At 35.2% G+C, this 26,145-nt stretch carries 28 protein-coding genes and 1 pseudogene; 12 read left to right on the top strand and 17 right to left on the bottom strand.

From position 1 onward, the window contains the following. The first annotated feature begins 493 nt into the window (after positions 1-493). Both ACFSO7_RS08505 and ACFSO7_RS08500 read left to right on the top strand, forming a co-directional pair. Positions 494-1,492, top strand: coding sequence for a cation diffusion facilitator family transporter (locus ACFSO7_RS08505; protein WP_377876874.1), 999 nt, complete (start codon positions 494-496; stop codon positions 1,490-1,492). Positions 1,493-1,681: 189 nt separating this feature from the next. Further along, positions 1,682-2,680 (top strand): cation diffusion facilitator family transporter, encoded by a 999-nt coding sequence (locus tag ACFSO7_RS08500; protein WP_377876873.1) that lies wholly within the window; start codon positions 1,682-1,684, stop codon positions 2,678-2,680. Positions 2,681-3,008: 328 nt separating this feature from the next. Here the strand turns inward: ACFSO7_RS08500 and ACFSO7_RS08495 are convergent, their stop codons facing one another. After that, on the bottom strand, positions 3,009-3,752 hold the full coding sequence (locus tag ACFSO7_RS08495) for a creatininase family protein (protein WP_377876971.1): 744 nt from the start codon (positions 3,750-3,752) through the stop codon (positions 3,009-3,011). A gap of 350 nt (positions 3,753-4,102) precedes the next feature. Then, positions 4,103-4,660 (bottom strand): hypothetical protein, encoded by a 558-nt coding sequence (locus ACFSO7_RS08490; protein ID WP_377876872.1) that lies wholly within the window; start codon positions 4,658-4,660, stop codon positions 4,103-4,105. A 218-nt stretch (positions 4,661-4,878) separates the two neighbouring features. Between ACFSO7_RS08490 and ACFSO7_RS08485 the strand changes: the two are divergent. After that, a pseudogene (locus tag ACFSO7_RS08485) lies at positions 4,879-5,473 on the top strand (transposase); the annotation flags it as partial. A gap of 321 nt (positions 5,474-5,794) precedes the next feature. Here the strand turns inward: ACFSO7_RS08485 and ACFSO7_RS08480 are convergent. Then, positions 5,795-5,935 carry a hypothetical protein gene (locus tag ACFSO7_RS08480; RefSeq protein ID WP_169800445.1) on the bottom strand — a complete coding sequence of 47 codons (141 nt, stop codon included), beginning with the start codon at positions 5,933-5,935 and terminating at the stop codon, positions 5,795-5,797. A gap of 331 nt (positions 5,936-6,266) precedes the next feature. Between ACFSO7_RS08480 and ACFSO7_RS08475 the strand changes: the two genes are divergently transcribed. The 3 genes from ACFSO7_RS08475 (at position 6,267) to ACFSO7_RS08465 (ending at position 7,827) form a co-directional block, all read left to right on the top strand. Then, positions 6,267-6,809, top strand: coding sequence for a hypothetical protein (locus ACFSO7_RS08475; RefSeq protein WP_377876871.1), 543 nt, complete (start codon positions 6,267-6,269; stop codon positions 6,807-6,809). A 98-nt stretch (positions 6,810-6,907) separates the two neighbouring features. Continuing rightward, on the top strand, positions 6,908-7,141 hold the full coding sequence (locus ACFSO7_RS08470) for a hypothetical protein (RefSeq protein ID WP_377876870.1): 234 nt from the start codon (positions 6,908-6,910) through the stop codon (positions 7,139-7,141). Between the two features lie 311 nt (positions 7,142-7,452). After that, positions 7,453-7,827 carry a hypothetical protein gene (locus ACFSO7_RS08465; protein ID WP_377876869.1) on the top strand — a complete coding sequence of 125 codons (375 nt, stop codon included), beginning with the start codon at positions 7,453-7,455 and terminating at the stop codon, positions 7,825-7,827. 496 nt (positions 7,828-8,323) lie between these two features. Here ACFSO7_RS08465 and ACFSO7_RS08460 read toward each other — a convergent pair whose 3' ends face one another. After that, positions 8,324-8,794, bottom strand: coding sequence for a staygreen family protein (locus ACFSO7_RS08460; RefSeq protein WP_377876868.1), 471 nt, complete (start codon positions 8,792-8,794; stop codon positions 8,324-8,326). A 373-nt stretch (positions 8,795-9,167) separates the two neighbouring features. Here ACFSO7_RS08460 and ACFSO7_RS08455 point away from each other — a divergent pair, with 373 nt between their 5' ends. Together ACFSO7_RS08455 and ACFSO7_RS08450 are read left to right on the top strand one after the other, a co-directional pair. Next, entirely contained in the window at positions 9,168-9,323 is a 156-nt protein-coding gene (locus ACFSO7_RS08455) for a hypothetical protein (protein WP_377876867.1), read from the top strand. A gap of 63 nt (positions 9,324-9,386) precedes the next feature. Next, entirely contained in the window at positions 9,387-9,593 is a 207-nt protein-coding gene (locus ACFSO7_RS08450; RefSeq protein WP_377876866.1) for a hypothetical protein, read from the top strand. A 608-nt stretch (positions 9,594-10,201) separates the two neighbouring features. On the opposite strand, the gene ACFSO7_RS08445 is transcribed toward ACFSO7_RS08450, so the two are convergent. The 5 genes from ACFSO7_RS08445 to ACFSO7_RS08425 all read right to left on the bottom strand — a co-directional run bounded on the left by ACFSO7_RS08445 (position 10,202) and on the right by ACFSO7_RS08425 (position 17,996). After that, entirely contained in the window at positions 10,202-10,948 is a 747-nt protein-coding gene (locus ACFSO7_RS08445; RefSeq protein WP_377876865.1) for a hypothetical protein, read from the bottom strand. A 118-nt stretch (positions 10,949-11,066) separates the two neighbouring features. Then, entirely contained in the window at positions 11,067-13,508 is a 2,442-nt protein-coding gene (parC, locus tag ACFSO7_RS08440; protein ID WP_377876864.1) for a DNA topoisomerase IV subunit A, read from the bottom strand. Next, positions 13,505-15,484, bottom strand: coding sequence for a DNA topoisomerase IV subunit B (parE, locus tag ACFSO7_RS08435; RefSeq protein WP_377876863.1), 1,980 nt, complete (start codon positions 15,482-15,484; stop codon positions 13,505-13,507). Before parE ends, parC begins: the two co-directional genes overlap by 4 nt. 273 nt (positions 15,485-15,757) lie before the next feature. Beyond that, complete coding sequence (locus tag ACFSO7_RS08430) at positions 15,758-16,171, bottom strand: CoA-binding protein (RefSeq protein ID WP_377876862.1); 414 nt, start codon at positions 16,169-16,171, stop codon at positions 15,758-15,760. 91 nt (positions 16,172-16,262) lie between these two features. Beyond that, positions 16,263-17,996, bottom strand: a complete 1,734-nt coding sequence (locus ACFSO7_RS08425) for a glycosyl hydrolase family 18 protein (RefSeq protein WP_377876861.1) — start codon at positions 17,994-17,996, stop codon at positions 16,263-16,265. A gap of 159 nt (positions 17,997-18,155) precedes the next feature. Here ACFSO7_RS08425 and plsY point away from each other — a divergent pair, with 159 nt between their 5' ends. The 4 genes from plsY (at position 18,156) to ACFSO7_RS08405 (ending at position 20,720) form a co-directional block, all read left to right on the top strand. Further along, a complete protein-coding gene (gene plsY, locus ACFSO7_RS08420; protein ID WP_377876860.1) occupies positions 18,156-18,746 on the top strand; it encodes a glycerol-3-phosphate 1-O-acyltransferase PlsY in 591 nt (196 codons plus the stop codon). 131 nt (positions 18,747-18,877) lie between these two features. Continuing rightward, positions 18,878-19,057 carry a hypothetical protein gene (locus tag ACFSO7_RS08415; RefSeq protein WP_377876859.1) on the top strand — a complete coding sequence of 60 codons (180 nt, stop codon included), beginning with the start codon at positions 18,878-18,880 and terminating at the stop codon, positions 19,055-19,057. Positions 19,058-19,248: 191 nt separating this feature from the next. After that, positions 19,249-20,397 (top strand): CapA family protein, encoded by a 1,149-nt coding sequence (locus ACFSO7_RS08410; protein WP_377876858.1) that lies wholly within the window; start codon positions 19,249-19,251, stop codon positions 20,395-20,397. Between the two features lie 32 nt (positions 20,398-20,429). Next, on the top strand, positions 20,430-20,720 hold the full coding sequence (locus ACFSO7_RS08405; RefSeq protein ID WP_377876857.1) for a HesB/YadR/YfhF family protein: 291 nt from the start codon (positions 20,430-20,432) through the stop codon (positions 20,718-20,720). A gap of 49 nt (positions 20,721-20,769) precedes the next feature. On the opposite strand, the gene ACFSO7_RS08400 is transcribed toward ACFSO7_RS08405, so the two are convergent. From ACFSO7_RS08400 to ACFSO7_RS08365, 8 genes are all read right to left on the bottom strand, one after another. Next, positions 20,770-21,060, bottom strand: coding sequence for a hypothetical protein (locus ACFSO7_RS08400; protein WP_377876856.1), 291 nt, complete (start codon positions 21,058-21,060; stop codon positions 20,770-20,772). Positions 21,061-21,290: 230 nt separating this feature from the next. Beyond that, positions 21,291-21,719 (bottom strand): acyl-CoA thioesterase, encoded by a 429-nt coding sequence (locus tag ACFSO7_RS08395; RefSeq protein WP_377876970.1) that lies wholly within the window; start codon positions 21,717-21,719, stop codon positions 21,291-21,293. A 4-nt stretch (positions 21,720-21,723) separates the two neighbouring features. Further along, complete coding sequence (locus tag ACFSO7_RS08390; protein ID WP_377876855.1) at positions 21,724-24,069, bottom strand: AAA family ATPase; 2,346 nt, start codon at positions 24,067-24,069, stop codon at positions 21,724-21,726. 91 nt (positions 24,070-24,160) lie between these two features. Beyond that, the gene (gene tlp / locus ACFSO7_RS08385; protein ID WP_377876854.1) at positions 24,161-24,376 is read right to left on the bottom strand and encodes a small acid-soluble spore protein Tlp; all 216 of its coding nucleotides are present in this window, start codon (positions 24,374-24,376) and stop codon (positions 24,161-24,163) included. A gap of 138 nt (positions 24,377-24,514) precedes the next feature. After that, positions 24,515-24,661 (bottom strand): acid-soluble spore protein N, encoded by a 147-nt coding sequence (locus tag ACFSO7_RS08380; RefSeq protein ID WP_377876853.1) that lies wholly within the window; start codon positions 24,659-24,661, stop codon positions 24,515-24,517. Positions 24,662-24,724: 63 nt separating this feature from the next. Beyond that, positions 24,725-24,856: an FbpB family small basic protein gene (locus ACFSO7_RS08375; protein ID WP_377876852.1), complete on the bottom strand. Its 132-nt coding sequence runs from the start codon at positions 24,854-24,856 to the stop codon at positions 24,725-24,727. A 226-nt stretch (positions 24,857-25,082) separates the two neighbouring features. Beyond that, positions 25,083-25,613 carry a peroxiredoxin family protein gene (locus tag ACFSO7_RS08370; protein WP_377876851.1) on the bottom strand — a complete coding sequence of 177 codons (531 nt, stop codon included), beginning with the start codon at positions 25,611-25,613 and terminating at the stop codon, positions 25,083-25,085. 34 nt (positions 25,614-25,647) lie between these two features. Then, entirely contained in the window at positions 25,648-26,067 is a 420-nt protein-coding gene (locus ACFSO7_RS08365; protein WP_377876850.1) for a hypothetical protein, read from the bottom strand. Between the last annotated feature and the right edge of the window lie 78 nt (positions 26,068-26,145).

Genomic DNA, 26,145 nt, shown 5'->3' with positions numbered 1-26,145 from the left:
GGGAACAGGTCGAGTTTATCTTCCAAGGGGTAACCGATATACATATACCAATGAATGAGCCGTGGGGCAGTGGTTTGTACATACATTCTATTTCTGTTGAAAGACATATGCTCACATTAAAACTAGGTTTGAACTAAATTCAGGAGACGAAATAACTTGTATTTCAAAATTGATAAAAACTGACATCGCTTATAGAAGTAACGGGTGCTTTAGTATCACATGGGATCGTCAATGACGGTCTCTTTTTTATATGACCTTCCAAAAGCTTATACTGATCGTACAAAAAAGGTTGGGTTAAACTTGTTAATATTAATATATATTATTTGTTTTTTTATTACTTGTTGTGGAATTGCATAAAAAAATAAGTAAAGAACTGACCGGTATATCTAGCAAAGACTAAAGATTATGATGGGAAAAAGGTAATAATTGTTTTAATTAATAATGTGCATTAAGGAAAACTAGTTATAGACAAATTTATGGAGGAGAGCTAGAAGTGGGATCAAATCCAGAACAAGAGAGTTTCTTTAGCTTAATAAAAAAAGGAAATAAATCTTCAGCTGTGGCAATGACAGGAAATGCCGTGATTGCTGGAACAAAATTTATTGCAGGATCGATGAGTGGTAGTGGAGCTATGTTTGCTTCAGCAATGCATTCATTAGCAGATGCGGTAAACCAAGGCTTTGTTTTTATGGGAAGTATATTAGCTGAGAAAAAACCTACGCGGCGTTTCCCTACAGGATTCGGACGGGTGATTAATATTTTCTGTATGATCGCTGTTATTGTTGTAACAATAATGGCGTATGAAACTATTTTAGAAGGTTGGCATTTACTTCAGCATCCAGCCATATCTAGTGGAGGTTTATGGTTAAATGTAATTGTTTTGATTCTTAACCTTTTAATTGACGGAGCCATTCTTGTTAAAGCCATGAAAGAGATAAATAGTGAGGCTAGAGGAACAGCTAAAGGGTTCGGGATTGTTAAAGGAGCATTTCAAAATGTAGGTCGAGCAGCTCCTCCGACTCGATTAGTATTTTATGAAGATCTAGTAGCAGTAACGGGTGCTTTATTAGCTTTAGTCGCAGTAGTAATTACATCATTTACAAACCTAGATATGTTAGATGGAATAATCACCATTTTAATTGGATTATTAATGGTAGGTGTAGCCTTTCGGGTAGGATACGACAATATGGTTGGACTTATCGGAGTCGCAGCACCCCGTGATATTGAAGAAAGAGTGGTAAAGATGATTTTAAGTGATGTCGATGTAACGGATATAAATAAAATACGTATCACACAAGAAGGGCGCTATTATCATGTGGAGGCACTAATTGAATTAAGAAAAGGATTGTCATTGTCTGTTGCAGATGATATTAAATTTAGGGTACAAGATAAATTAATGGCTGACCAAGATATTGCCGATGTAGGAATAGGCATTATCGAGGATAACGGTGTAGCAGATTGGAAACCAGAAATGTTAGAAAAATTAGTGTGAATTATTACCAGTTTTTTTACTGACTTTCTAAATCTAAAAAACTACATTGAATATTCGGTAGATGGTTTACAAAATGTAAACCATCTTTTTGAGTTAAAATAGTCAAAAAAACTGACTTTTTTGATATAATGGAATAAGCCTACTAAAAAATGGGCTAAATCTTATTATTATTTATGGAGGAACAAACAAGTGGACTCAGACCCGGATAGTGAAAATTTATTAAGTTTGGTAAAGAAAGGTAACAAATCTTCTGCGGTGGCAATGGTAGGAAACTCGGTTATCGCAGCCACAAAATTCATTGCAGGAACATTGAGTGGAAGTGGGGCTATGTTTGCTTCAGCCATGCACTCCCTTGCGGATGCGGTGAATCAAGGGTTTGTATTTGTCGGAAGTATCTTAGCGGAAAAAAGTCCGACAAGAAGATTCCCTACAGGATTCGGGCGGGTCATAAATATTTTTTGTATGATCGCCGTAATCGTTGTAACCCTTATGGCATACGAAACCATTCGAGAAGGTTGGCACTTACTTCAGCATCCTGCTGAGATAGGGGAAGGGTTATGGTTAAGTGTTATCGTTTTAATTCTGAACCTCTTAATTGATGGCGGTATCCTAGTAAAAGCAATGAAGGAAATAAACAAAGAAGTAAGAAGTAAAGCAACCGGTTTTGGAATTATAAGAGGTGCTTTTCAAAATGTGGGCCGAGCAGCTCCACCGACACGGCTAGTTTTCTATGAAGATCTTGTAGCCGTAACTGGTGCTATCCTAGCTTTAATCGCAGTAGTGATTACAGCCTACTTGAACTTTGAAATCTTAGATGGATTGATTACCATCATCATTGGATTTCTAATGGTTGGTGTTGCTTTTCGAGTTGGATATGATAATATGGTTGGTTTAATCGGTGTAGCAGCTCCCCGCGATATAGAAGCAAGAGTTGTCAAAATCATTTTTAGTGTTAAAGATGTGACCGATATCAATAAAATTCGTATTACTCAAGAAGGACGCTATTACCATGTAGAAGGACAAATTGAATTACGGAAAGGTTTATCTTTAGCAGCTGCCGATGATATTAAATTTAGAGTACAGGATAAGTTAATGTCTGATCCGGATATTACCGATGTTGTCTTAGGCATTATTGAGGATAATGGTGTGAGGGATTGGACACCGGAAATGTTAGAGGAATTAGCTTAATTTATTAATATAAAAGTAAAAACTAAGCCAGATGGCTTAGTTTTTTTATAAAGCTATGTATTCATTTATACATTCTTGTGCTACTATCGGGCCCACTATAATCCAACTTTACCACAATAATCCGTCTCCTTGCTCAACAATTCTGCCCCGTTAGTTTGCATAAAAAAGAGACCGCCATTGACGATCCCATGTGATAATAAAGCTCCTCGTTAGTTTAAGTGCATTCTTTCACAATATTAGAATAAATGTATTTTAGACTTTATTGATATCCCAATAGAAAAGACCACAAAATAGTGGTTCTTTATTCCATTATTTAATACGAATGGGGCTATTTTATGTTCTTAGATGCAAATTCTTGTAATGTGGCTGCCACAGCATCAACCGTACCATTCCAAAGTTTTTCTCCTAGTTCCGCACTTGCATAAGTTGGATCCCCAATTACTCCCGTTTCAGAGTATTTTGAGAAATCAAGATTTGGATCTTCCCAATCAGGTTCGCTGCTTTGTGGGTTAAAAATCTTATCTTTCCTAACCCCTTCAGGACGCTTATAAAATGCCAGAGAGGTTGTGAAGCTGTCAGCGTGTCCACCTGGAATTTCAGGGTCGGCGTGTTTGCACCAAACTTCATAAAACGGATGGTGCGGAATCGTTACGTTGGCTTTACCTTCGAAATCATTATTAAAACGTTCAGCTATTCCATTCAAATAATGACCGCCACAACCACGGAAAATTACCATTTGTTTAAATCCTTGGTCTGCTAGAGAACTTAAAATGGAATAGATTAACTCTTCATAAAGACGTTGCGGAATATCAATAAAACCATATCCATAATTTCGATGTTCCGGCGTTGGACCGAATGGAAGAGTCGGAACAACAAGTGATTTCACTCCGTATTTTTCATTTACTTTTTCCGCTGATTCTATGGTTAATTCTGTTGCTAACCAAGTATCAAAATCAACACTTGTATGCGGACCTTGTTGTTCTGTACAACCAGTCGGAATAATTGCCATATAGCCTTCTTCTGCTTTTTCTTTAATTTCTAAAAATGTTAATTTTCCGTATTCTACTGTTATTATGTATGCCTCCTAAAATATTTACATCAAATATAATACATCCATCTGTGGATTTATAGGTTATTTTTTGTTAAATTCTTGTTGACCTACACTGCTTCTTTACTTGCTTCAAACAATAAAGAAGCTCATAATACACAATAATATGAATAAAATCTTGCATATATTAGGCTTCTTCAGATTTTTTGTTTACGGAATAATTGCTCACCGTTAGTTTATTAACTTCAACGAAAATAAGCGATAATCCTTCTTGACTAGATCTACATTATAATTTAATCCTTAGTATATCTATCCATAATAAACTGCACCTCCAATTATTATGTCTAACCATTGGGGTGCAGTTCACTTTCAATTTAACTATTCAGACTTTTAGAACTCTTCCAGATTGAGTAACCAAGCCAAGTTATGGCCACACCTGCAAGTGGTTGTGAAATATGGAATCCATAAGGAATAAAGTCAATTATTGGTACAATAATAAGTATAATTGCTGGTATACGAGGAAGGACACCTTTTATAACAGTCCAAAGACCGAATAATAAAAGACCAATAAAGAAAGGATACAATGAAAGTGTGACACCAGTCATTAACAGCGAAGGAGGATTTTCTATTATTGCTGGAGCAGTTTCTTCTAATATTGATATCATAAAGGCTTCAACCCAGGAATGCCCCGCCCACATTATGGCACCGAAAAATGTTAATAAGAAAATAGCGAAACCTATTGATCCAAATTCTTTTGCTTGATAAAGATACAAACCAACAATTCCTAGTACGAGGAAAAGCATACTAATTAAACTCACATAAGAGCCAAACGCTTCCATTGATATGTTATACCATAAGGATAATGAAACTGTAAGAATTCCTGCAATAATTGAACAAAAGCCTGTAAACCGAATAAATGAAGACACAGTCAATAGATACACCTCCACTTTATTCATAAAAAGATGTTTTTTCTCATCCTATGTCTTGGAATAACTCCAAACGTTACCTCCTTTCATAATGATTACTCAATAATTATATTATTCGTATTATTATAGTTAGAACGATTTTTTTGTAAAAGTATCCGTTTTTAGCTTATATGTAAAGTTTTGACATTTCAACGAATGCATCTGCACCTCAATAAAAAACTAGTGATATGATTGTAAAACGTCTAGTAATGTCTATTAATCAAATAAATCGATGGGGAGATGTGGTCTTTCCGGAGCTGCGACAAGTGTTTAACGATGTATCGTGCAAAGGGGCCATTGCAACCATCCGTTTGTTTCCGACTCCAGATGAAATATCTTCAATGGAGTCACTAGATGTCATGACGGGATGGAAGTCATTAATGAAAAGACAACCAGGACCTAAAAAGCTCAATTACTAGAGTTGAACAACAAGTAAAAGAAGTTCTCATTCAAATACCGTTTGCAAAGAAACTGCTTACGATAAAGGGAATAAGTGAAATCTCATTAGCAGGAATATTAGGTGAAGCAGGGGATCTAAGTGGATTTTCTCATGGGAATTCTTATTGCGTCATGCAGGATTACACTTAGCAGAAGCAAGTTCAGGTAAATGGAAAGGGCAAATAGTTATTTCAAAACGTGGCAGGTCAAGGCTTCGACGCTTTCTCTACTTAGCAACTATGAGCCTTGTGATGAATAACCCTGAGTTTAAAGCTATCCATTCCTATTGTGAAGGAGAAGAAGATTAAAAAAATGAAATCAGTAATGAAACTGATAGGTAAATGTGTATTATATGTTAAATATGGAGTAACCATCTACTCCATTATTTAACTATGCCTTCACGAAGCGAAAATGATCTAAACTCATTTCAATTACCTGTAAATCCAATTTAAAGGGTTTTGAAATCCTGCGAATAAGTGAGCAATCGAGAGATATTCGTATCAAACTGAGGGAGTTGAAGAACGATTGTGGAAAACTCCATTAATAATAATGCATTTTTTCAGATAACAAATTGCGGAACATTGTAATGAGTCTACACCTATTAGACTAACTGAATGGATAAAGCAGAATATCGTGAAATGATATTCTGCTCCTTAGAAAAACTTATTCTCCTTGGGCACCGTTTGTAGTTACTCTTCGAATGTGGTTATCTTCAAAATTGTTTTGACGAGCTTTCTCCACTTTATCATTTAAAAGTTTCTTTTGATCTACCTCTGATGAAGGTGTCTGCTTATCTTTGGACATTGGTGTTCCTCCTTTGCTAAGACATTCCCAACCGTCTTATTTTGCGGTCCTTTTAAAAAAATAATCATAGAAAATAAAATTTGAATAAATGGACATAAAGTAAATGGGGCATAGGTTGAAGATGGAATTTCGGCAGGCAGCTCTCTTTTTCGTTGATCAACTAACGAATCATTTTAGTTGAACAAGGATTTTTGCTCTATATTATCGAATATAGTCTCATATGAAAAGGCGGAACATGAAAAGGAAATTCAATTACAGAGAAATAGTAGTTAAAATGTAAGTATAGTTATTAAAACAATATGCAGTTAAACTTAACTTGGAGGAATACATAGTGATAATAAAACCCCCAAAAAAAGTTTTACTTTCATGGATAGATAGTTATGTACCAGAAAAAGACTTATTTTTCCTATCGAAAGAACATCTTAATAATGAAATAGATTTTACAGATGTGTTATTAATGCCAATAGATGAGTTTTATAATCACAGTACGTATGGACAATTAAATTATGTAAATGGTTATGAGTACTGGAATATAAAGAACGCTCAGTACGTAATCATAGCTGAAAAAGAATGGATTGAAAACATATCTGAAGAGGAAAAACAATTAATTCTAAATTCACAAGTGCTAAGTGAAAGAGGACTTGTACTCCCCATTACATTTATACATGAAATAGAAAAAATACCTTCAAGCTATGTAGTGAATGGGAACGTTGTCATTCAGCGTTCCATGTGGGAAAAGTTTGATCAGTCATTTAAAGAACAGTTACTTACAACAATGGTTTATGAATGGTGGGATAAGGGAGAATGTGAGGAAACACCAAAATCCTTACCTAGTTTTCTCAAACCATTTGCCAATACTTTTGGTCATTTTTAAGGTGCAAATTGTTTAGCAGCAGTTTTATTTGCTATTTCGAAAGGGAAGCAAGGGTGGTTTATTTATGAATGGATACATCAAAAAACATTTCTTGAAAATTGAAACAGTATCGCTATGAGGAGTTTCAAGATGAAGGACTACACCAAGGGGACATTGTAACTTGGAAAGATGAAAATGCTACCATTCAACATGCAGCTTACTCTATTGGGGATGAATTATATTTCAATAAACATGGACAAACGATGTTTAACCCTTGGAAGATACTTTCGAAAGAACAACTTGATAAAGAGTGGGGACATCTAACAATTGTAAAGTATCGACAATGTAATTAAGTATTTTGAAAAAAGTTTTTTTCTTGTTGTACTAACGGGGGCTTTAGTTTACTAAGACAGCTATTTGCATCTGTAGATCGCTTTATATTTTGTTAAGGAACAAAAGGGGAGTTAGTTCAACAAGAATACCTAGCCGATGTTTTTTGCTCTGTTTAAGATTAATGGTGATTTTTGATAACTCTTCGAAATCTTACTTTCAGTTACCTGTCAGATGGTAAGAGTTATAGGAATAGTATTTTACTGGATTAATAAAATTAAAACAGGAAGAAAAATGAGGTGATTTTATTTTAGAAAAACTCAGGAAAATTAATATGAAAACTGCTGTATTTATGGGAATTATTTTTTACTCTTTGACTATCTTAATCCACTTTCTTATTATAAGCAAAAATATTCCATTCACATGGGTTAATGGTGGAAGGTCTGAATCATTCGCTGAACAGCTACCAATATCTGTTATAAATATCGTTATTTCTATTATTGGAGTAGTTTTTACGTTGATTGTTGGTAGAATTAAACTATATAAATACAAAAGAGGAATAACCGTTATATCTTGGTTTTTTGTTGTACTTTGGTCTTTTGGATTTATACAACAATTGTTTGGAACACCTTTTGAAAAAATGGTTTGTTCGCTAGTATTGCTTATTGGAGTTATCTCGAACTTACGTATGGCGATTGAAGAAAAATAGATGTAACTATTTAATTAATAAATTTGTGAACAATTACACTTAAACTAAAGTGGTGCGTTACTTTTAATAATAATAAGGGATGTTAAAGATATGGAAAGTAATGATAGAAATAAATGTTAGAATTTCTATTAGAATGTCGAAAGTCAAAGGAATGTGATAATTATGGAGCTTTATTTGATGAATGTGTTGAAGCTCTAGGTGATGGTGTGTTTTGTTTATTCAGTTTTCAAGAGCAAAGAATTGTATGATTTATTTCAACTACAAATACCATTTACACAGTGGTCACAAATAAAGTGGAGCAAAATAAAAAAACCTATTGTGATAAATGATAAAATGAAGTTTCAGACCTTATTCAAGTACAAACTTTTGCTTATTATTATCATTTGACAGCTATGACTTGTGTTTTTACTAATTCTTCACAAAACTCTTAATTAGTAAACCGTAGGAATTCAGGGTGCATGGATAGGAGCAATATTTGATGGTGCGGAAGGTCAGGTTATTTGATAGAGTGGTTTAAATATTGGCGTGGTGTACCATAAAAAGCAACCTGTCTATATTGCGGATAAGTTGATAAGAAATGGATAAAAATGGGTGAATTGACGAGGGAGGGATAGTGAACGTAAAAGGGAAGGTCACCATAGACAATTCCATTAAGTGCAGTAGCCATTTCTTTTTTGAATATTTTAAAACGAGTGTCTGCAACTTTTTGACTGAACTCCCCACCATCCACATACGCTTTTCCTACTATATTTAAACGACCTTGTGAATCTTTTTTCCATTCTGCTAATAATTCGTCACGCATTTTTGGGTTAATGGATTTATTGTTGTACACATATCCAATATCTAAAAATAATTCTGCTGTAATATCTGAATGAGTGAGAGTATATTTTCTTCCTTCAACTGGTTGAACGAATGTGGTAGGTGGAATAAGTTTTACTGATAATTTCTGTGGATTAAAAACAGACATATATAATCCCCCTATATTTAAAATCAATGAGTTCCATAGAATAACATAAATTGATATGATTTATTTTATGTAGGTCAATAACTATATGCCTGTATTGGTGCCCATGAAAAATATGAAATTCTTGTGTTTTATACACTAAAGAAGAGCTAGATTGTATTAATGGAGTTGCGCAAGTAGCTCCTTTTCTTATGGGAGAAACGGGACAGGAGGGTTAAAGAATGCATATTCAAAAAGCATTAATCCTATATACTTTTTCCCTCAATTGAATAATTTGATGAATGCCATTCTATTGTAATTAAGAATAAAAAAGCAACTCAAAATGTTTTTAGAACAACTAGACATGCATTGCAATTAGAATGAGTGGTTTGCATCCGTGGATCAGGCGCTTCATGGAGTCAACTCAGCTGAGGCAGCATGGACAAGTTATGGAATGACTAATTCGATTTGGCAGATTGTCAACAACTTGATATTTTGGAAAGAAGATGTGATCCATCGAATTAAGGGCACTGAGAATCCGCATAAAGCTTAAGGCAATGATGAAACCTTTGGAAATCCGGGGGATCCAGAAGACGAAATTGGGTGGGCCTATACAGTGCAGCGCCTTTATGAAGTCATGAATAAATTACAAACGGTCATTGCGGACCTTGACGATAAAAAGTTAGCATCTCCGTATGCAGCTAACAGTTACTCTATTGAGCGTTTACTCAGCAATATCATGATGTACGATACGTATCATCTCGGCCAAATTGTTCTGTTGCGAAAGTTGCAATCTTTTTGGAATGGCGTTTATTGGTCCTAACGAAATGAATGAGCTGATCTAAACCCGTAATTTTTTCTAGAGTAGAGATAATTGTAAAAGAAATTACAAATATTTTTTATTCCAAAAAGCAGTTTATTATGTATCATTTTCATTTTTGTTTCAATGAACTAGTATAAATGAAGGGAATGGAGATTGTATATTTGTCATGTTGACTTAAGACACATTTGGTTCCAACTTGTATACACTTTTCCTACAACGTACAGAAGTTGAAAGGGTTGTTATTGTTCTGTTAAGGATTTTTCCTAGTTTACATAATACTTATTCTCGGAAGTTGAATAATAAAATAAAGAATAGGTCTCAATATCAAAGTTTACTTAAGATAGTGAGACAGAAAAAAAATTTCTAATCAAACTGACAGCAATTTTATTTATTGCTTCGATTTTTCTTTTGCTGAAATAAAATAATCTCTGGCTTAGATCACAGAGATTATTTTATATATAATCGATTCGTTTTTAATACTTATATAAATGATGTATTACATTTGGTTAATGCTTAAATGACTAGTATTTCTATTTTTTTCACACTTAACAATTAATTTTCTCTTCTAGTTTACATAATAAAATTATCGGAATCTTTTCTTTATCAATTTAATTATTCATTTCTTTAACTTCTGCAGCAACTAGCTGCCAATCGCCTTTTTTGTATTTCCAGGTAGATTCAACTAACGCGATTGTATCAGACTTTGAAGTTCCACAAATTCTCTGGGTACATTTAAGTAAATTTCCATTACCTTCAGTTGAAATAGGTTTTATCTCTCCGGTTGGTGAAATCATTAGTTCGAACGGTTCATTTAATTTACTATTTTGATACATGCCAAGTGAATCATATTTTTCTTTTCTATTTATCAGATCAAAGACTAAGTGCTTATTAGTCGCAGGAATAGAAATTTTCGCCTTGTATTCATCAGTAAATTGACCATCAATTTCTAATAGATCTGGTACATTTATTTTATTAATTTTAAAATCTTTTGCTGAATAAAGATACTGATTTCCTTCTTCCCCACTTTGAACAGTAGGTAAACTTATGAATACATCCTTTATTCGATCATGATTTAAATCAATTAAATAAATTTTAGGTTCTACCCCGTATTCTAGTTCTTCTTTGATGACCTTGTTATTGGAAAGTTTGATGGTAAGTTGAAATTCCTTAAAAATATCATTATCTTGGAATGGTACGCCTTTAATGATGATTTTTTCAGATATTCCATCGCCAGTAATATCTTCATTTCTTTCAATTAGTAAAACTTTCTTTGGAACGGTCTTTGTGGCGTATACCCCAGTAGATAGTGCGAGTAGTAAAATGGTAGTCAACTGAATTAGCACTGCCTTTCTCATTTCGTGTCCTCCAGATATAGTGTCATATTTTTAGTATCACCAAAAATGGAAAGTTCATATCAGATTAGAAAAAAACCTCCCATATAATAATGGGAGGCTTAAACAAAATCATATTATTCTACATTTCAGTTTTACTATTTTCGTTTTCCACTAGCCATATTTCTTTTACTGGACCACTTTCAGTTTCATCTATTAGGAATGACCCATTGGAATAACGATCATTGAATCTGATTTCAGAAATCTCTGTACTTTCGATCGTTCCTTTTTCGGATTGAATATAGACTAAATTACCTTCATTTGCGAAAACAAACCCAATAACACGATGTGGATTAGATTTTAGCTCACGGAGGATTACAACGCCTCGTTTTGCTCTTGTCGCACGTTCAAATTCGGATATTTTCATTCTCTTGATGGCACCCCGTTGAGTCGCAATGACCAAGGACTTTTGTTCAGAAGAAGAAATGATTTTTCCTCCTACAACGAAATCTCCATCTTTCAAATTAATTCCCTTCACTCCGGCTGCACGTGCTCCGACTATATTTACTTCTTCTTCATGGAACCATAGTGCATAGCCCAAAGAAGTTGTTAGAAATACTTCTTTCGTTCCATCTGTTAAATGAACATCAATCGCTTCGTCATCGTCTTTTAAATTAACGGCAACTAAAGGCTTGGAGTAACGTTGTGCCTTATATTGATTTAACTCCGTCTTTTTGACCATACCATTTTTCGTAATAAATAATAAATAAGCTGGACTTTCAAAATCTTTAATGGCAATCGCTTTGATGATGTATTCATCACGATCAATTTGGATAATGTTTGCTACATGCTGACCAAGATCTTTCCAACGAATATCAGGCAGCTCATGTACTGGGCAGTATAAGTAGTTACCTTTGTTCGTAAACAAAAGTACAACATCCGTAGTATTGGTTTCAAGCTTTTCCAATAATCGATCGGAATCCTTCATGCCAAAATCTTGCCCGTTTGAGGCAGCGTAAGATCTTTGGCTAGTACGTTTAACATATCCTTCTTTCGTAACAGTAACGATTACTTCTTCATTCGGTACCATGACCTCAAGATTAATTTTAATATCTTCAATTTCAGCTTCTACCTTGGAACGTCTATCGTCTGAGTATTTCTTCTTTACTTCTTTCAGGTCTTTTTTTATGACTGATAAAAGCTTTGATTCACTATTCAAAATAGCCATTAATTCTTCTATTTTCTTAGCTAATTCTTCAGCTTCTTGTTGTAAAGCAGTAATATCTGTGTTCGTTAAACGGTAGAGCTGTAATGAAACAATCGCTTCTGACTGTGGTTCTGTGAACATAAATTTGGCAATCAAATTGTCCTTTGCATCTCTTTTATCCTTAGAAGCTCTAATAGTCGTAATCACTTCGTCTAGAATAGATAGAGCCTTCATTAAACCTTCAACAATATGTTGTCGTTCACTTGCTTTTCTTAGTTCAAACTGGGACCTTCTCGTCACGACTTCGCGCTGGTGATCGATATAAGCACTTAAGAGCTCACGAAGCCCCATTAGCATCGGGCGTTTATGATTGATGGCTACCATATTAAAATTATATGTGACTTGAAGATCACTATTTTTAAATAGGTAATTAAGGACCCCTTCTGCATGAGCATCCTTCTTTAATTCAATCACAATACGAAGGCCTGTCCGATCCGTTTCATCTCGAATTTCTGAAATACCTTCCAGTTTACGGTCAAGACGGAATTCATCTATTTTTTTAACTAAATTTGCTTTATTAACTTCGTATGGGATTTCAGTAATGACAATTTGTTGTTTGCCACCACGTATATCTTCAATCTCTGTTTTGGAACGAACAATGATTTTTCCTTTACCAGTCTCATAGGCTTTTTTAATACCTTCTACGCCTTGGATGATTCCGCCAGTTGGAAAATCAGGTCCTTTAATGACAGTCATCAAATCTTCAACGGAGGCATTTGGCTGATCCATCTTCATGATGACAGCATCGATAACTTCACCAAGATGATGTGGTGGGATATCTGTAGCATACCCTGCAGATATTCCTGTAGAACCGTTAACTAATAAGTTTGGATACATGGCTGGTAAAACTGTCGGTTCTTTTGAGGTATCATCGAAATTGGGAATAAAGTCAACAGTTTCTTTTTCGATATCTCTAAGTAGTTCGCCTGCGATAGCAGAAAGTCGTGCTTCTGTATAACGCATCGCTGCTGGAGGATCTCCATCAACACTGCCATTATTTCCATGCATTTGAATCAAGAGATTTCGAACTTTCCACTCCTGACTCATACGTACCATGGCTTCATATACGGAAGAATCACCATGAGGATGATAATTACCGATAACATTACCGACTGTTTTTGCTGATTTTCTAAATCCTTTTTCCTGTGTGTTTCCATCGACGTGCATCGCATATAAAATTCGACGTTGTACAGGTTTTAAGCCATCACGTGCATCTGGAAGTGCACGTTCCTGGATAATATATTTACTATAGCGACCAAATCGGTCCCCTAACACATCTTCAAGAGGGAGATCCCGAAATTTTTCCCCTAAACTCATGCTTCAGAATCCTCCTCAATTACGGTGATATTTTCATTTTCAAGTATATTACTATCTTCTTCTAATCCAAAGGCTACATTGGACTCAATCCATTTTCGGCGTGGCTCAACTTTGTCACCCATTAAAGTAGTGACACGGCGCTCAGCACGAGCAGCATCGTCGATTCGAACTCGAATTAATGTTCTAGTCTCAGGGTCCATCGTCGTATCCCAAAGCTGATCGGCATTCATCTCACCAAGTCCCTTGTAACGTTGAAGAATATAGCCTTTTCCGACTTTCTTTATCGATGACTGCAAATCATCCTCGCTCCAAGCGTACTCAATGACTTCTTTCTTGCCTGTCCCTTTACTTACTTTGTAAAGTGGAGGTAAGGCAATATAGACTCTACCCGCTTCAATTAATGGTTTCATGTATCGATAGAAGAAGGTTAGTAATAGAACTTGGATATGAGCACCATCCGTATCCGCATCGGTCATAATAATAACTTTGTCGTAATTAATATCTTCAATACTAAAATCGGATCCAACACCTGCGCCAATTGCGTGAATAATAGTATTGATTTCTTCGTTTTTAAAAATATCTGCGAGCTTTGCTTTTTCTGTATTAATTACTTTTCCTCGCAATGGTAAGATCGCTTGAAATCTACGGTCACGTCCTTGTTTAGCAGATCCTCCAGCAGAGTCACCCTCTACCAAATATAATTCGTTTTTCTGTGGATTTCTAGATTGAGCAGGAGTTAACTTTCCTGACAATACGGCATCAGAGCGTTTCCGCTTCTTCCCGCTTCTAGCTTCTTCCCGGGCTTTCCTAGCAGCTTCACGTGCTTGAAATGCCTTAATAGATTTGCGAATGATTAGAGAACTTATATCTGGATTCTCTTCTAAAAAATAAGATAAATGCTCGGAAACAACGGCATCCACAGAAGATCTCGCTTCACTTGTACCTAGTTTCCCTTTTGTTTGTCCCTCAAACTGGAGCATCTCCTCAGGAATTCTAACGGAAATAATGGCGGAAAGACCTTCCCGTATATCTGAACCATCAAGGTTTTTATCTTTCTCTTTTAGCAATGATACTTTACGGGAATATTCATTGATTATTCTTGTTAATGCCGTTTTAGCCCCTGCTTCATGTGTTCCTCCATCTTTTGTACGAACATTATTTACGAAGGATAGAACATTTTCTGAATAACCGTCGTTATATTGAAAAGCAAAATCAACCTCAATTCCATTTTGTACACCTTCAAAGCTTACAACAGGGTGGAGCTCATCTTTTTCTTCGTTTAGGTATTCGACAAATGCCTCTATTCCGTTTTCATAATGATAAACCTCTTGTAAATCATGACGTTCATCTATCAATTCAATTTTTAAACCCTTTAAGAGAAAGGCAGATTCTCTTAACCGTTCACAAAGGATTTCATAATTATAAGTGGTAGTTGAAAAGATTTGGGGATCAGGTTTAAAGTGAATCGTTGTACCTGTTTGATTTGTCTTACCTATTTTTTCAAGTGTTGTGACTGGTTTTCCACCATGCTCAAAACGCTGTTCGTATACAAAACCATCACGTCTAATTTTAACCGTTAACCATTCAGATAAAGCATTAACGACCGATGCACCTACACCGTGCAATCCACCACTCGTTTTATAACCGCCTTGTCCAAATTTTCCACCTGCATGCAAAATGGTGAAAATAACTTCTGGCGTTGGCTTCCCAATTTTATGCATTCCCGTAGGCATACCACGGCCACGATCGACAACGCTAATCGAATTATCTTTATGAATTTTTACGGTAATATGATTTCCGTAACCACCCAATGCTTCGTCCACGGCATTGTCCACTATTTCATAAACAAGGTGATGAAGTCCTCTTGAGTCTGTACTACCTATATACATTCCTGGTCGTTTTCTTACGGCTTCAAGGCCTTCGAGCACTTGAATGGCATCATCATTATATTCAAATGCTTGTTGGTTTTTTGCCACTAGTATACCCCTTTCAAGTTTAAAGCTTATCTCTTTTTTAGATGATCAAATGTGTGTCATTATACTTCGCTAATGTATTCGCGAAAATACTCTAAATTCCTTTAATAAGTTTTATATGGTAAATCGAACGATTGTTCGTCATTCTTATTTTAACACAGTTTAACCAATGTCTACCGTTTATTTTAGCGATTTATTGCCGTTTGGCAAATGTCTTTTTAGTAATTTATCGATTTAATAAAAAACATAGGTCCAAAGAACCTATGTTTTCACAAACTATTTAGTTAAGGCATGCTCCACTTTGATACATCGATCCATGACAACTGTATAGCCCTTATCCTTTAAAAATTGATACGCCTCTTCATTTGCTACACCTTGTTGTGCCCAGAACACATCAGCATCGATCTCATCGTACTCTTTTGCCACATCCATTAAAAATTCAGAACGACGGAAAACATTTACAATATCGACATGACCCTGTATCTCTTTTAATGAAGCAACAGCCTTTACTCCTAATACTTGATCAACCGTTGGATTCACTGGGATGATTTCATAACCTGCCTTTTGCATCGCTTCTGATACCATGTAGGAAGTTCTTACCGGATTATCACTTAATCCTACAACTGCAATACGTTTGGATTTTTTTAATAATACACCTAATTCTTCTCGTGAAGGATTGATAATGCTCATTAAATTACACCCCTTTGCTCATCTTGTTAATTAATCTTACCTTGTTTAGGGAAAAAATGACTAATAATTTGCCTCGGTTGATGTACGACGATTATTTTTTTGTGTAATTTTTATCATCTTGGTGTAAAGCGGTCCAAGCTGTATTGTCTGCGAAAAACCTAGACCAGCTTGCCACTCCTGCCAATTGATATTTCCCTACTAATTCTGAACGTTTTTTTAGTGATAATTCATCTTCAAGCCATACTTTATAAGTGGAATTCTCAGCTTTAACAAATAATTCAGCATAATTTTGACCTGTTGAAGAATCATAAATGGGTTTAATGCCGTTTTCATTAAGCCATTCTTTAGCCTTCGTCATGGAGATTGCTTTAGATGACACTTCCACTTTACCATCAGCTAAAACTTGCTCTTTCCAAAGTCTTGTATAAAGTGGTACACCGAGTATCAGCCGTTCGTTAGGGACAACAGCTAGCAAATTTTCGATATTTTTTTCAACCCACGGGAAACTAGCTACGCTTCCCGCTACAGGAGAGGAACCCCAATGTTCATCATAAGCCATAACTATTAAGTAATCGACCACCTTACCAAGCTTTTCACGTTCATAAAAAACAGACCAGTTTTCACTCGTGGAAATGAATGTGATGTCCATGGAGACAGTTAGCCCGGCTTCATGTAATAATGGTGTTGCTTCTCTGACAAATTGAGTTATAAATGGACCATCCTCAACGTTTACATTTTCAATATCGATATTAATTCCGTTTAAATGATACATTTGACTGTAATGAAGTAACTGGCGTATCATTTTTTGCCTTGTTTCATAATCTTTGAAAGCTAAATGTGTCATTTCTGGTTCAAAGGCGTTCGAAAAAAGTCCCCACACCTGGTAGTTTTTTGATTTAGCCCATTTCACATAATCCAATGAACCAAGATTTTTAATATTTCCTTCTCCATCTTCGAGTTCAAACCATGTGGGAGAAACGACATTAATTCCTGGCATTTCTGGTAATTGACTTGTATCTGGATTTCGATTGTACACAGCTTCCCATGTTAAACGAATCGGTCCTTTAATCGGCAACAGATTTGCCGTTTTTTCTTCTTTCGTAATAACAATTTGATCTTGCTGCCCTTTCTTAATTAATTCTTTATGAAGATAGCCAGCCGTCCCATCTTCTTTTCGAACGAAAAGGTATTCTTCTTTCTCCCCTTCAATATAAATCTTTTCATTATTTTTTATATTCGCCGTATAAGCTGATTGTAAGGTTGCATCTGTACGTAAACGCAGCTTTTCCTCATGAACTTCTTTTTTCCCAACTGTACCATTGGTCAATTCTTCCCCGTCTGTTTGAATCCAAATCGCATTCGTTCCATCTAACTTTTTATATTGAATAGGATAATAGGCAAGTAATGGTTCAAGGGCAACATAAAGCTCACCATTGGATGATTGAATAGCTGGAAAATGGAGTTTAACCGGTTTTTCATTCACATAGTAAGTTAATGACTCAGTTGGCATTTGAATCACTTTATTTTGTGTAGTAATAATAATAGAATTCGATTTTTCATCGAAAATAATCGACTCATCGAGCTGCTCTTTGATAAAGCTAATTGGGATGAAAACTGTTTCACCATCTATTAGAGCATTTCCATTCTGCCTATTTTGAAAAAGAATAGGATTTTCCCCTTGGAAGTAGTCAGCTTTTTCTTTCGAGGCAAATGGATACAAGAGTAATAGAATCGAAGAGACGATCATGACCATAGCTAGGATCAATCCAGTAACAATCCATTTAATAGGTGTGGTTTTCTTTTTGTAATATTCAACTCTTGACATGTGATTTCTCCTCTCTACTATTATCCTACTACATTATTTGGAAAAGAAAAGTAAGATTTATTGGAAAGATGTGAAAACTTCCTTTGGAGTTATAGCTTATAGCGTTAAATTAATGGTACAATAATAAGACCAATTTTTTGAAGGGAAGAATATATATACATGTACATAATCGTAATCCTTTTAGCGTATTTGCTCGGCTCCATTCCTTCTGGTCTTATCGTTGGTAAATGGTTTTACGGAAAAGATATTCGGGAGCATGGTAGTGGAAATTTAGGCGGCACTAACACCTTCCGTACATTAGGAATAAAGGCAGGAATTGTTGTAACCGTTGCTGATATTTTAAAGGGAACATTAGCTGCTGCTTTGCCTTTATTATTAGATGTTGAATTACATGCACTCATTGCTGGAATCATAGCCGTGGTCGGCCATATGTATCCAGTCTTTGCTAATTTCCGTGGAGGCAAAGCTGTTGCAACCTCTGGGGGAGTTCTTCTATTTTATGCACCTACGATGTTTGTCATTATGCTAATTATTTTCTTGGTATGTTTGTATATTACCAAATATGTTTCATTATCATCTATCCTTGCAGCAATTTCAGCACTTATTTATTCCATTATTTTTGGGGACAAACCATTGATTTACGTCGTTTCCATTCTTGTTTTCTTTGTCATATATAAACATCGATCGAATATTAAGAGAATAATGAATAAAACAGAACCGAAAATAAAGTGGATGCAAAGAAAAAAATAGTAGATCTCTCTACTATTTTTTTCTTTGCTAAAGTTTCAAAAAATTGTCAAAAAGGAGTGAAAATTTCTTACTCCACATAGGGTATGATAGTCATAGGAACAGTTTTCCACCTTTGAAAGGAGCCAAAGCTCATGGAGAAAAATAACGATAATTATTTATTTTCTACTACCACAAAAGATGGTATTTCTGATGTTGAATTTGATGTAGAGCTTTATGAATATAATCCTGAATGGTGCTGTGATGGCTCCCCGATAAAGGCTGTGAAAAATTTTGATGAACTAATCTCTTTGCTTGATGAATGGGAAGATTAGAAAAGCGGAAGTTAAACGGGCTTTTGACATCGAACCGATGGGTCCTTAAGCTGAACAAATAAAAAGGGTTTCAATTTGAAGCCCTTTGTTCAATTTTTATGGAAAATTTTTAAAAAAATCCACCATTCGACAATTTTATATATTATATTTATCTTTAGATAGATATGCCTAATTTTTCAAAGGAGTAGTAAATGAAAAAACGTTCTTTCATCTTCTCGATTCTTTTTATTGTAGGGCTTATTATGATTTCTTCCCTACTACTGATAAATATGTATCAAGAATCTCGAGAGGAAATCGTGTATGAGGTTTCGAAACACCAAGACAAAGAAGTTTCCTTAAGTGGAAAGGAATGGACGACAAACCTGACATTAGGTGCCATTGGAGATATATTAATTCATGATTGGGTTTATGAGGATGCCCATACGGCTTCTGGCTATAACTTTAAACCAATGTTCCAACATGTAAAGAACTCCTTGCAAAGCCCTGACCTTCTGCTTGCAAATCAAGAAACTGTTCTCGGTGGGGTAGAAATGGGTTTATCAAGTTATCCTACGTTTAATAGCCCTAAAGAAGTAGGGGATGCTTTGATTGATGCAGGAGTAGACATTGTTTCTACTGCAAATAACCATTCACTTGATAAAGGTGAAAAAGGAGTTTTAAGTTCAATCGATTATTATGAAAAAGTTAGAATGCCATATGTAGGTTTTTTTAAAGATAAGGAAGATCAAAATACATTAAGAATCATCGAAAAAAATGGAGTAAAGCTCGCTTTTCTTGCATATTCATATGGTACAAACGGAATCCCCGTCCCAGAGGGTAAGGAATATTTAGTGAATTTGATTGATAAAAATAAGATGAAAGAGGAAATACATAAAGCCAAGGAAGTAGCGGATGTTGTCGTGATGAGTATTCATTGGGGGAATGAATATCAACGTTTTCCAACAAACGAACAGAAAGAACTAGGACAATATTTGGCAGATGAAGGAGCTGATATCATTTTCGGCCATCACCCACATGTCCTCCAACCGATGGACATGCTGAAAACTAAAGATGATCGCAACACATTTATCGTTTATTCATTAGGTAATTTCCTATCCGGACAAATGTGGGATTATAAGGATATTGGTGGCCTTGCTACGATTGACATCACAAAACATGTAAACGCAAATGGAACGAAAATTGAGTTATCCAATCCTACCTTTCTCCCAACCTTTGTGTCTAATAAACGATTAAAGGAATATCGGATTGTTCCTTTAAAGAATGCTTCACCATACGGCTTAAAGAATGCTGTAAAACAAAATGAAGAAATTATGCTTCATATGACAGAATGGTTAAAATAAATGACAAATCGGATTGGAAAGGATGTCTTACAATGAAAATAGAAGTCACAAAAGATGCAGCAGATTGGTATAAATCAGAAATGTCATTACAAAATGGTGATAAAATCCGCTTTTTTGTCCGATATGGTGGATTAAGCACGGTTCAAAAGGGCTTTTCTTTAGGAATAGAAAAAGAGGAACCGACGGATATTGGTGCAAAGACTACTGTCGAAGGTATTTTGTTTTATATTGAGGAAAAGGATTTGTGGTATTTCGACAATCATGATTTACGTGTAAAGTTAAATACTAAATGGGAAGAACCTGAATTCGAATATTCTTTATAAAAAGCAAAAAATGAGCATTTCAATTTATGAAATGCTCATTTTTATATCTTTACCAAATGTGATCTAGTAGTCCTTCCTTAGAAAGAATCGTTTTTTGCTTTTCGCCTAGTAAATCAAAATGAGAATATCCATCCGCTCTGTGATGAATCCACGAACTTTGTAACTGATACTTTCTTCCCCACTCTTCAAGCTTTTTCAAGTCTCGGCAACCCACTTTTGTAACTGTTTTACAAGCTGGAAATCGTTCATCCAACCAATAATGTGTTAAAAAAGCGATCTCACCCTCATCGATTTTTCGTTTCCACTCTTTGACTTGTTCCTTCTTTAGACCAAATGCCAATGAAATCACCACCAGTATAAAAGCGTAAGCGCCTTGATCAGCCCCGACAAGCAAATGCTGACCCAAAGCTGAGGTTTGCTCTTTAACCTCATCTTTGGGGCGCCATTTGACCTTGTGGTCGACATTAGCGCAACGTCCTGTCGCTTTGTCGACACTAGTACATCCCTTACGTCGGGGCTTGACGCTTGCGCTAGAAAATTTTCGAAGTACAAAAAAGTTTGCATATCTTTCTAAATAAATTGTTGTTTTTTTGCTTTTTCATAGGCATGATGCCAATCTGGATAAAGCTTTCGAACGGAGATTGGACGGAAATTTTCTTTTTTTACACATACATGTTTGGAAGTTGCAGTAATGGCAAGTTCTCTGTCATTTGTAAAAATTTCATAGCCGTATGTCACTCTAAGACCGTCGTATTCTTCAATCCACGTATGAACATAGGCAATCTCACCGTATCGAAGTGGTTTTTTATAAGAAATTTGAATATCAAGAACAGGTGAAATGATACCGTCCTTTTCCATTTCCGCATAATTGAATCCAAGGTCTTGAATTAATTTCGTTCTTCCTACTTCCATCCAAACAAGATAATTTGCATGGTAAACGACACCCATTTGATCTGTTTCAGCATAACGTACTTCTATTTCTTTCGTTGAGACTAACATCATTTTACTCTCCTCTTCCCACTTTTTCTAAAGCATTTTGGACATCCGTCTTCTCTAAATAGGTTGTTGGTGAAAGGATATCACTAGAAGATTCTGCCACTAACCGAACGGCTTGAGCTTGAATCGCTTCGTCCATTAAATTTGTTGCAAATCTTCCATTTGCTCCTAGATGTTTCCCTTTTATTTCGGTTTGCAAATATTTTTTAGCAGCATCTGTTAACTCGTATTGATAACGTTTCCCATACTTCTCCATCATTTTAACAAGTTCCTCTGTTGAGTAATCTGGAAATAAGAAAAATTTCTTAAATCGTGACTTTAAGCCTGGGTTACTTTGTAAAAGTTGTTCCATTTCAATCGGATACCCTGCTAAGACTATGACTAGATTTTCGTTATGTTTTGTCATTTCATCTACTAACGTGTCAATCATCTCTTTTCCAAAATCCCCGCTTGATGGACTGAAAAGAGAATAAGCTTCATCAATAAATAAAACTCCGCCTAATGCTTCTCTAATTTTCTTCTTTGTTTTTATCGCGGTTTGTCCTACATAACTAGCAACAAAATCCGCTCTACTTGTAATGATTAAGTGGCCCCTTTTTAAAATTCCGTATTCCCTTAAGAGGTCAGCATAGATTTTAGCAACCGTTGTTTTCCCTGTTCCAGGGTTTCCGGTAAAGACAGCATGTAGCTGAATAGGTACGATGGGGAGCCCGCTTTCATGTCTGCGTTTCTGAACCTTTACAAATGCTAAAAGAGATTCGACTTCTTTTTTCACATTTTCTAAACCTATTAATTGATTTAATTGTTCAAGTGGATTCGTTTTTATTATTTCATCGTTCATTTGAAAATCTTCTTTGTCAAGTACAATATAATTAATAAAAGAATCATCGTTATCGATTCGGTTTGACCCTTTTCGAAAAATCGCTTCTAGGACAAGATTTTTAACCGTTCGAGCATTTCCAAATGAATCATCTACCTTTTCTTTCTCTAAGCGCTGTGCCAATTCTACCTTTGCCTCATCGGTTAATATAAAATCATTGGATTGCGCTATTTTGTCAGCAATTTGGAGTAATTCATCTGTTGAATAATTAGGAAGATGAATGAAATTGGAGCTTGGGAATCGACTTCGAAGACCAGTATTTGACTCTAAAAACTGTCTCATTTCATCTGGATATCCAGCTAGAATAACCGCAAATTTACCACTGTACTCCTGGCTTGTCATAAGTGAAACAAGCGTATCAATGGCTGTTTGACCATAATCATTTCCAGATTGTCCTTCTCTCTTCAAACTATAAGCTTCATCGATAAATAACACGCCACCGACTGCTTTCTTGACGATCGCCTGAACGTTTTCTTCCGTTTGACCTACATAGGATCCGACAAGCTGTGATCGATTCGTTTCAATCACTTCTTCACGAGGTAAAACTCCTAGCTCATGATAGATTTTTGCCAGTAGTCTCGCTAATGTTGTTTTCCCTGTTCCTGGATTCCCTGTCAAAATCATATTTAAACTTAATTCATCTTTCGTTTGAAATCCTAAAGATTGTCTAGATTTAATAAATTTAAGAAACGAATAGAAATCGTTTATTCGTTCTTTTACAGTATGTAGACCAATCATCTCATTTAATTGATCTAAAGCTTTCGTTTCTCTCTCTATCTTCGTATTATCTTCCTTTATAAAAATCTCTTCCCATTCTGATTTTAATGAATTAATGTTTGAAAGATGACTTTTTACATTTTCATAATGGACAGATGCATAGAAAACACCTGTAAACGATTCATCAAATTCAATTAATGCTTTCAAAAGATTACTTATTTCCTCAAACATCTGTTGATACAAATCCCTAATCTTTTCTATATTAAATAACATATTTTCCTGATTATTTTGTAAGATGAGTTCATACTGCTTGTTCAACTCATCCATTGTATCATCAACTGTTTCAAGAAATTCACGGCAAATTTGTATATATTCATCAACCATTTTCTTCTTCGCAGCTTGATTATCCGTTTCTCGAAAAAGGGGAAAATGTAAAGTATCAAATTTGTTATGAAATGCCTTCCAGTGATCTTTCAGTATGAACTCTTTTGCAATTTGGTTATTCGGGTCAATGGCTAATGCTTTTTCTAGCCAAGTTTGAATGATTGAAGCATTCTCATCATTTTTAGCACGTGAAATGGCTAAAATGGTTAATATTTTTGAATAAAGAACGGGCTCGGCATCTTCATTTAAATCTTTTAATACAAGGTAGATTTCGCGTTCATCAGAAACTGCTCCGAAATCCTTTATCTCTTCATCCCATTGTTTGATTTGTTCTTTTAATGATGTAGTATAATTTGACACACGTTGTTTCATTTGATCACTTCTTTTATTTTTAAATATATCTTAACATAAATCACTTTGGACATGAAAAAAGAGAGCTTTTAGGCTCCCTTAGTAATATGGATTAAGATTCATCTTGAATTTCTGCACGCATGGATTCAATACTTTCACGTCTTCGCTCATTTTTTGCTTCAATTTGTGCCCGTTGAGTGTCATTATTAGCCAATTGTAATGACTCTTCTGCTTTTTCGATATTTTGTATCGTGTCTTCGACCATTGATTGAAGTTTTTCTGCATTGTCGGAGCGATCATCAGGTTTTGGTTTGTTATTATAAGTCATCATGAGTTCCTCCCAAAATGATAATACTGGTACAAAACTAGTATGTGATGAATAATCATTTGTATCACAGGAAAATAATGGAGCTATTTTTTTAAAAAAATACTCACTAGCCCATGGACTAGTGAGAGTTAGGTATGGTTATTCTCCTTTAGTCTGAATCACTTGTGGATGCTGACCAGACTTATCTTGCATTTGCTTCCCTTTATTACCGCCAAAGCCTCTTGGCTGAGTGCCAATATGATCCGGTTTAAACCGTTTTGGATTTGGTCCTTTTGGATTGCTCACGACTATCACCCCTCAGTAGAAGTATGCCCTCATAGGGGTTTTATGATAGTAGGAATTAATTGGTTAATCCGCTCTGCTTAACCGCTTTTCCTCAATTCTTTCCTCGATTTTATTTAACGCGTCTCTATCCTTCATAAGTTGTCGCTTATTTTCTAGGACAAGCTCTGCGAATGAACGTTTTCTAGGTTTTCTCATTTTCTTCACATCCTTCTCTCTATTCGTAATTATTGTTTCCAAATCTGTGCGGAATTATTACAACTTTTTGAAAATTTAGGAGGTAATTAATATACTGAAGGTTTCATCGAACTATTACGACAACACGCTTTAAATGAACGATAAAACGTGGTTCAACAACCATCAAAATGTCGGTCATCACACATTAAAAAAAGAACTCAACCGAGGTTAAGTTCTTAAATAGAATTTACTTTATTTGTGAAACACTTTCTTTCATGTAATCGTAAGTCATCGCACCGATATGTTTAGCTCGGATAATCCCTTTTGTATCGATAAAATAAGTTGTTGGGATTGTTAAAACTTGATAAACAGAATTCACTGTATCTTCTTCATCTAGTGGGATGGTAAAGGTTATGCCCATATCGTCTACAAATTCTTGTACCTTTAGTTGAGGATCGATGTTGATAGCTAATATAACGGCGTCTTTACTAGCCTCTTCGTGATATTTTTGCATTTCAGGCATTTCTGCCTTACACGGAGGGCACCAAGTAGCCCAGAAATTCAGGATCACTTTCTTCCCACGAAAATCGGATAGCTTTACACTTTTGCCATCTAATGTTTTTAATTCGAAATCTGGAGCCTTTACACCAATGGTCAATCCAGTTACTTCTTGTGAATCAATCAGTTTCTCTTCAGCTGCTTTTTTATCCATAGCTTGTACGATTGCCACTGTAAATAAGGCGATCAGTGCGACAGCAGCAATGACTTTTTTAATCAATGCTGATCACTCCTTTATTGTTTATTCTTAACTCCTATATTAACAAGGAAAAGATGGTTTGCACAATGTAGTAACTCACTGTAAATGTGACGAATCCGTAAACAATGATTCTCCAATAGCGCCAATGATTCATTTGATGAAGGTGAAACTGTCTAATAAGATAAAGTAAAGCCAGAATAAATCCAATGACCATTCCTTTACTACCACCTGTAAAATAAAGAATTCCAATTGGATTTTCCCAGAGAATAGCTGGTCTAAAAAGTAAAAAACTAAATTTATATGTAATGAAAACAACCATTATACTATTAAGGATGATTTGATATAAAAAATTCTTATTCAGCGTTCGATCTTTCATCAGCCATCCATCCATAATAATATATGCCAAAAACAATCCAGCTAGTAAAAAAAGCCAGATAAACTTAATTGTAAATGGTCCCAATAAAAAGGATTCCATATTGATCACCCCATTCATCTTAAATCTATCATAAGAATATAAATTGAGATAGTCATACGATCATTATAATGGACTAGG

It is taken from the genome of Bacillus sp. CGMCC 1.16607, from assembly GCF_042683745.1.
GTDB lineage: Bacteria > Bacillota > Bacilli > Bacillales > Cytobacillaceae > Pseudoneobacillus.
The sequence above is the reverse complement of the archived record's forward strand: the minus strand, read 5'-3'. Positions and strand labels throughout refer to the sequence as shown.

What these genes read in the sequence shown, in the direction of transcription:
- ACFSO7_RS08480 (WP_169800445.1), bottom strand. Translation starts at nt 5,935, where the DNA reads ATGTCCAAAGATAAGCAGACACCTTCATCAGAGGTAGATCAAAAGAAA.
- ACFSO7_RS08465 (WP_377876869.1), top strand. Translation starts at nt 7,453, where the DNA reads ATGAAAACTGCTGTATTTATGGGAATTATTTTTTACTCTTTGACTATC.
- ACFSO7_RS08460 (WP_377876868.1), bottom strand. Translation starts at nt 8,794, where the DNA reads ATGTCTGTTTTTAATCCACAGAAATTATCAGTAAAACTTATTCCACCT.
- ACFSO7_RS08445 (WP_377876865.1), bottom strand. Translation starts at nt 10,948, where the DNA reads ATGAGAAAGGCAGTGCTAATTCAGTTGACTACCATTTTACTACTCGCA.
- parC (WP_377876864.1), bottom strand. Translation starts at nt 13,508, where the DNA reads ATGAGTTTAGGGGAAAAATTTCGGGATCTCCCTCTTGAAGATGTGTTA.
- ACFSO7_RS08430 (WP_377876862.1), bottom strand. Translation starts at nt 16,171, where the DNA reads ATGAGCATTATCAATCCTTCACGAGAAGAATTAGGTGTATTATTAAAA.
- ACFSO7_RS08425 (WP_377876861.1), bottom strand. Translation starts at nt 17,996, where the DNA reads ATGTCAAGAGTTGAATATTACAAAAAGAAAACCACACCTATTAAATGG.
- plsY (WP_377876860.1), top strand. Translation starts at nt 18,156, where the DNA reads ATGTACATAATCGTAATCCTTTTAGCGTATTTGCTCGGCTCCATTCCT.
- ACFSO7_RS08415 (WP_377876859.1), top strand. Translation starts at nt 18,878, where the DNA reads ATGGAGAAAAATAACGATAATTATTTATTTTCTACTACCACAAAAGAT.
- ACFSO7_RS08410 (WP_377876858.1), top strand. Translation starts at nt 19,249, where the DNA reads ATGAAAAAACGTTCTTTCATCTTCTCGATTCTTTTTATTGTAGGGCTT.
- ACFSO7_RS08405 (WP_377876857.1), top strand. Translation starts at nt 20,430, where the DNA reads ATGAAAATAGAAGTCACAAAAGATGCAGCAGATTGGTATAAATCAGAA.
- ACFSO7_RS08395 (WP_377876970.1), bottom strand. Translation starts at nt 21,719, where the DNA reads ATGTTAGTCTCAACGAAAGAAATAGAAGTACGTTATGCTGAAACAGAT.
- ACFSO7_RS08390 (WP_377876855.1), bottom strand. Translation starts at nt 24,069, where the DNA reads ATGAAACAACGTGTGTCAAATTATACTACATCATTAAAAGAACAAATC.
- tlp (WP_377876854.1), bottom strand. Translation starts at nt 24,376, where the DNA reads ATGACTTATAATAACAAACCAAAACCTGATGATCGCTCCGACAATGCA.
- ACFSO7_RS08375 (WP_377876852.1), bottom strand. Translation starts at nt 24,856, where the DNA reads ATGAGAAAACCTAGAAAACGTTCATTCGCAGAGCTTGTCCTAGAAAAT.
- ACFSO7_RS08365 (WP_377876850.1), bottom strand. Translation starts at nt 26,067, where the DNA reads ATGGAATCCTTTTTATTGGGACCATTTACAATTAAGTTTATCTGGCTT.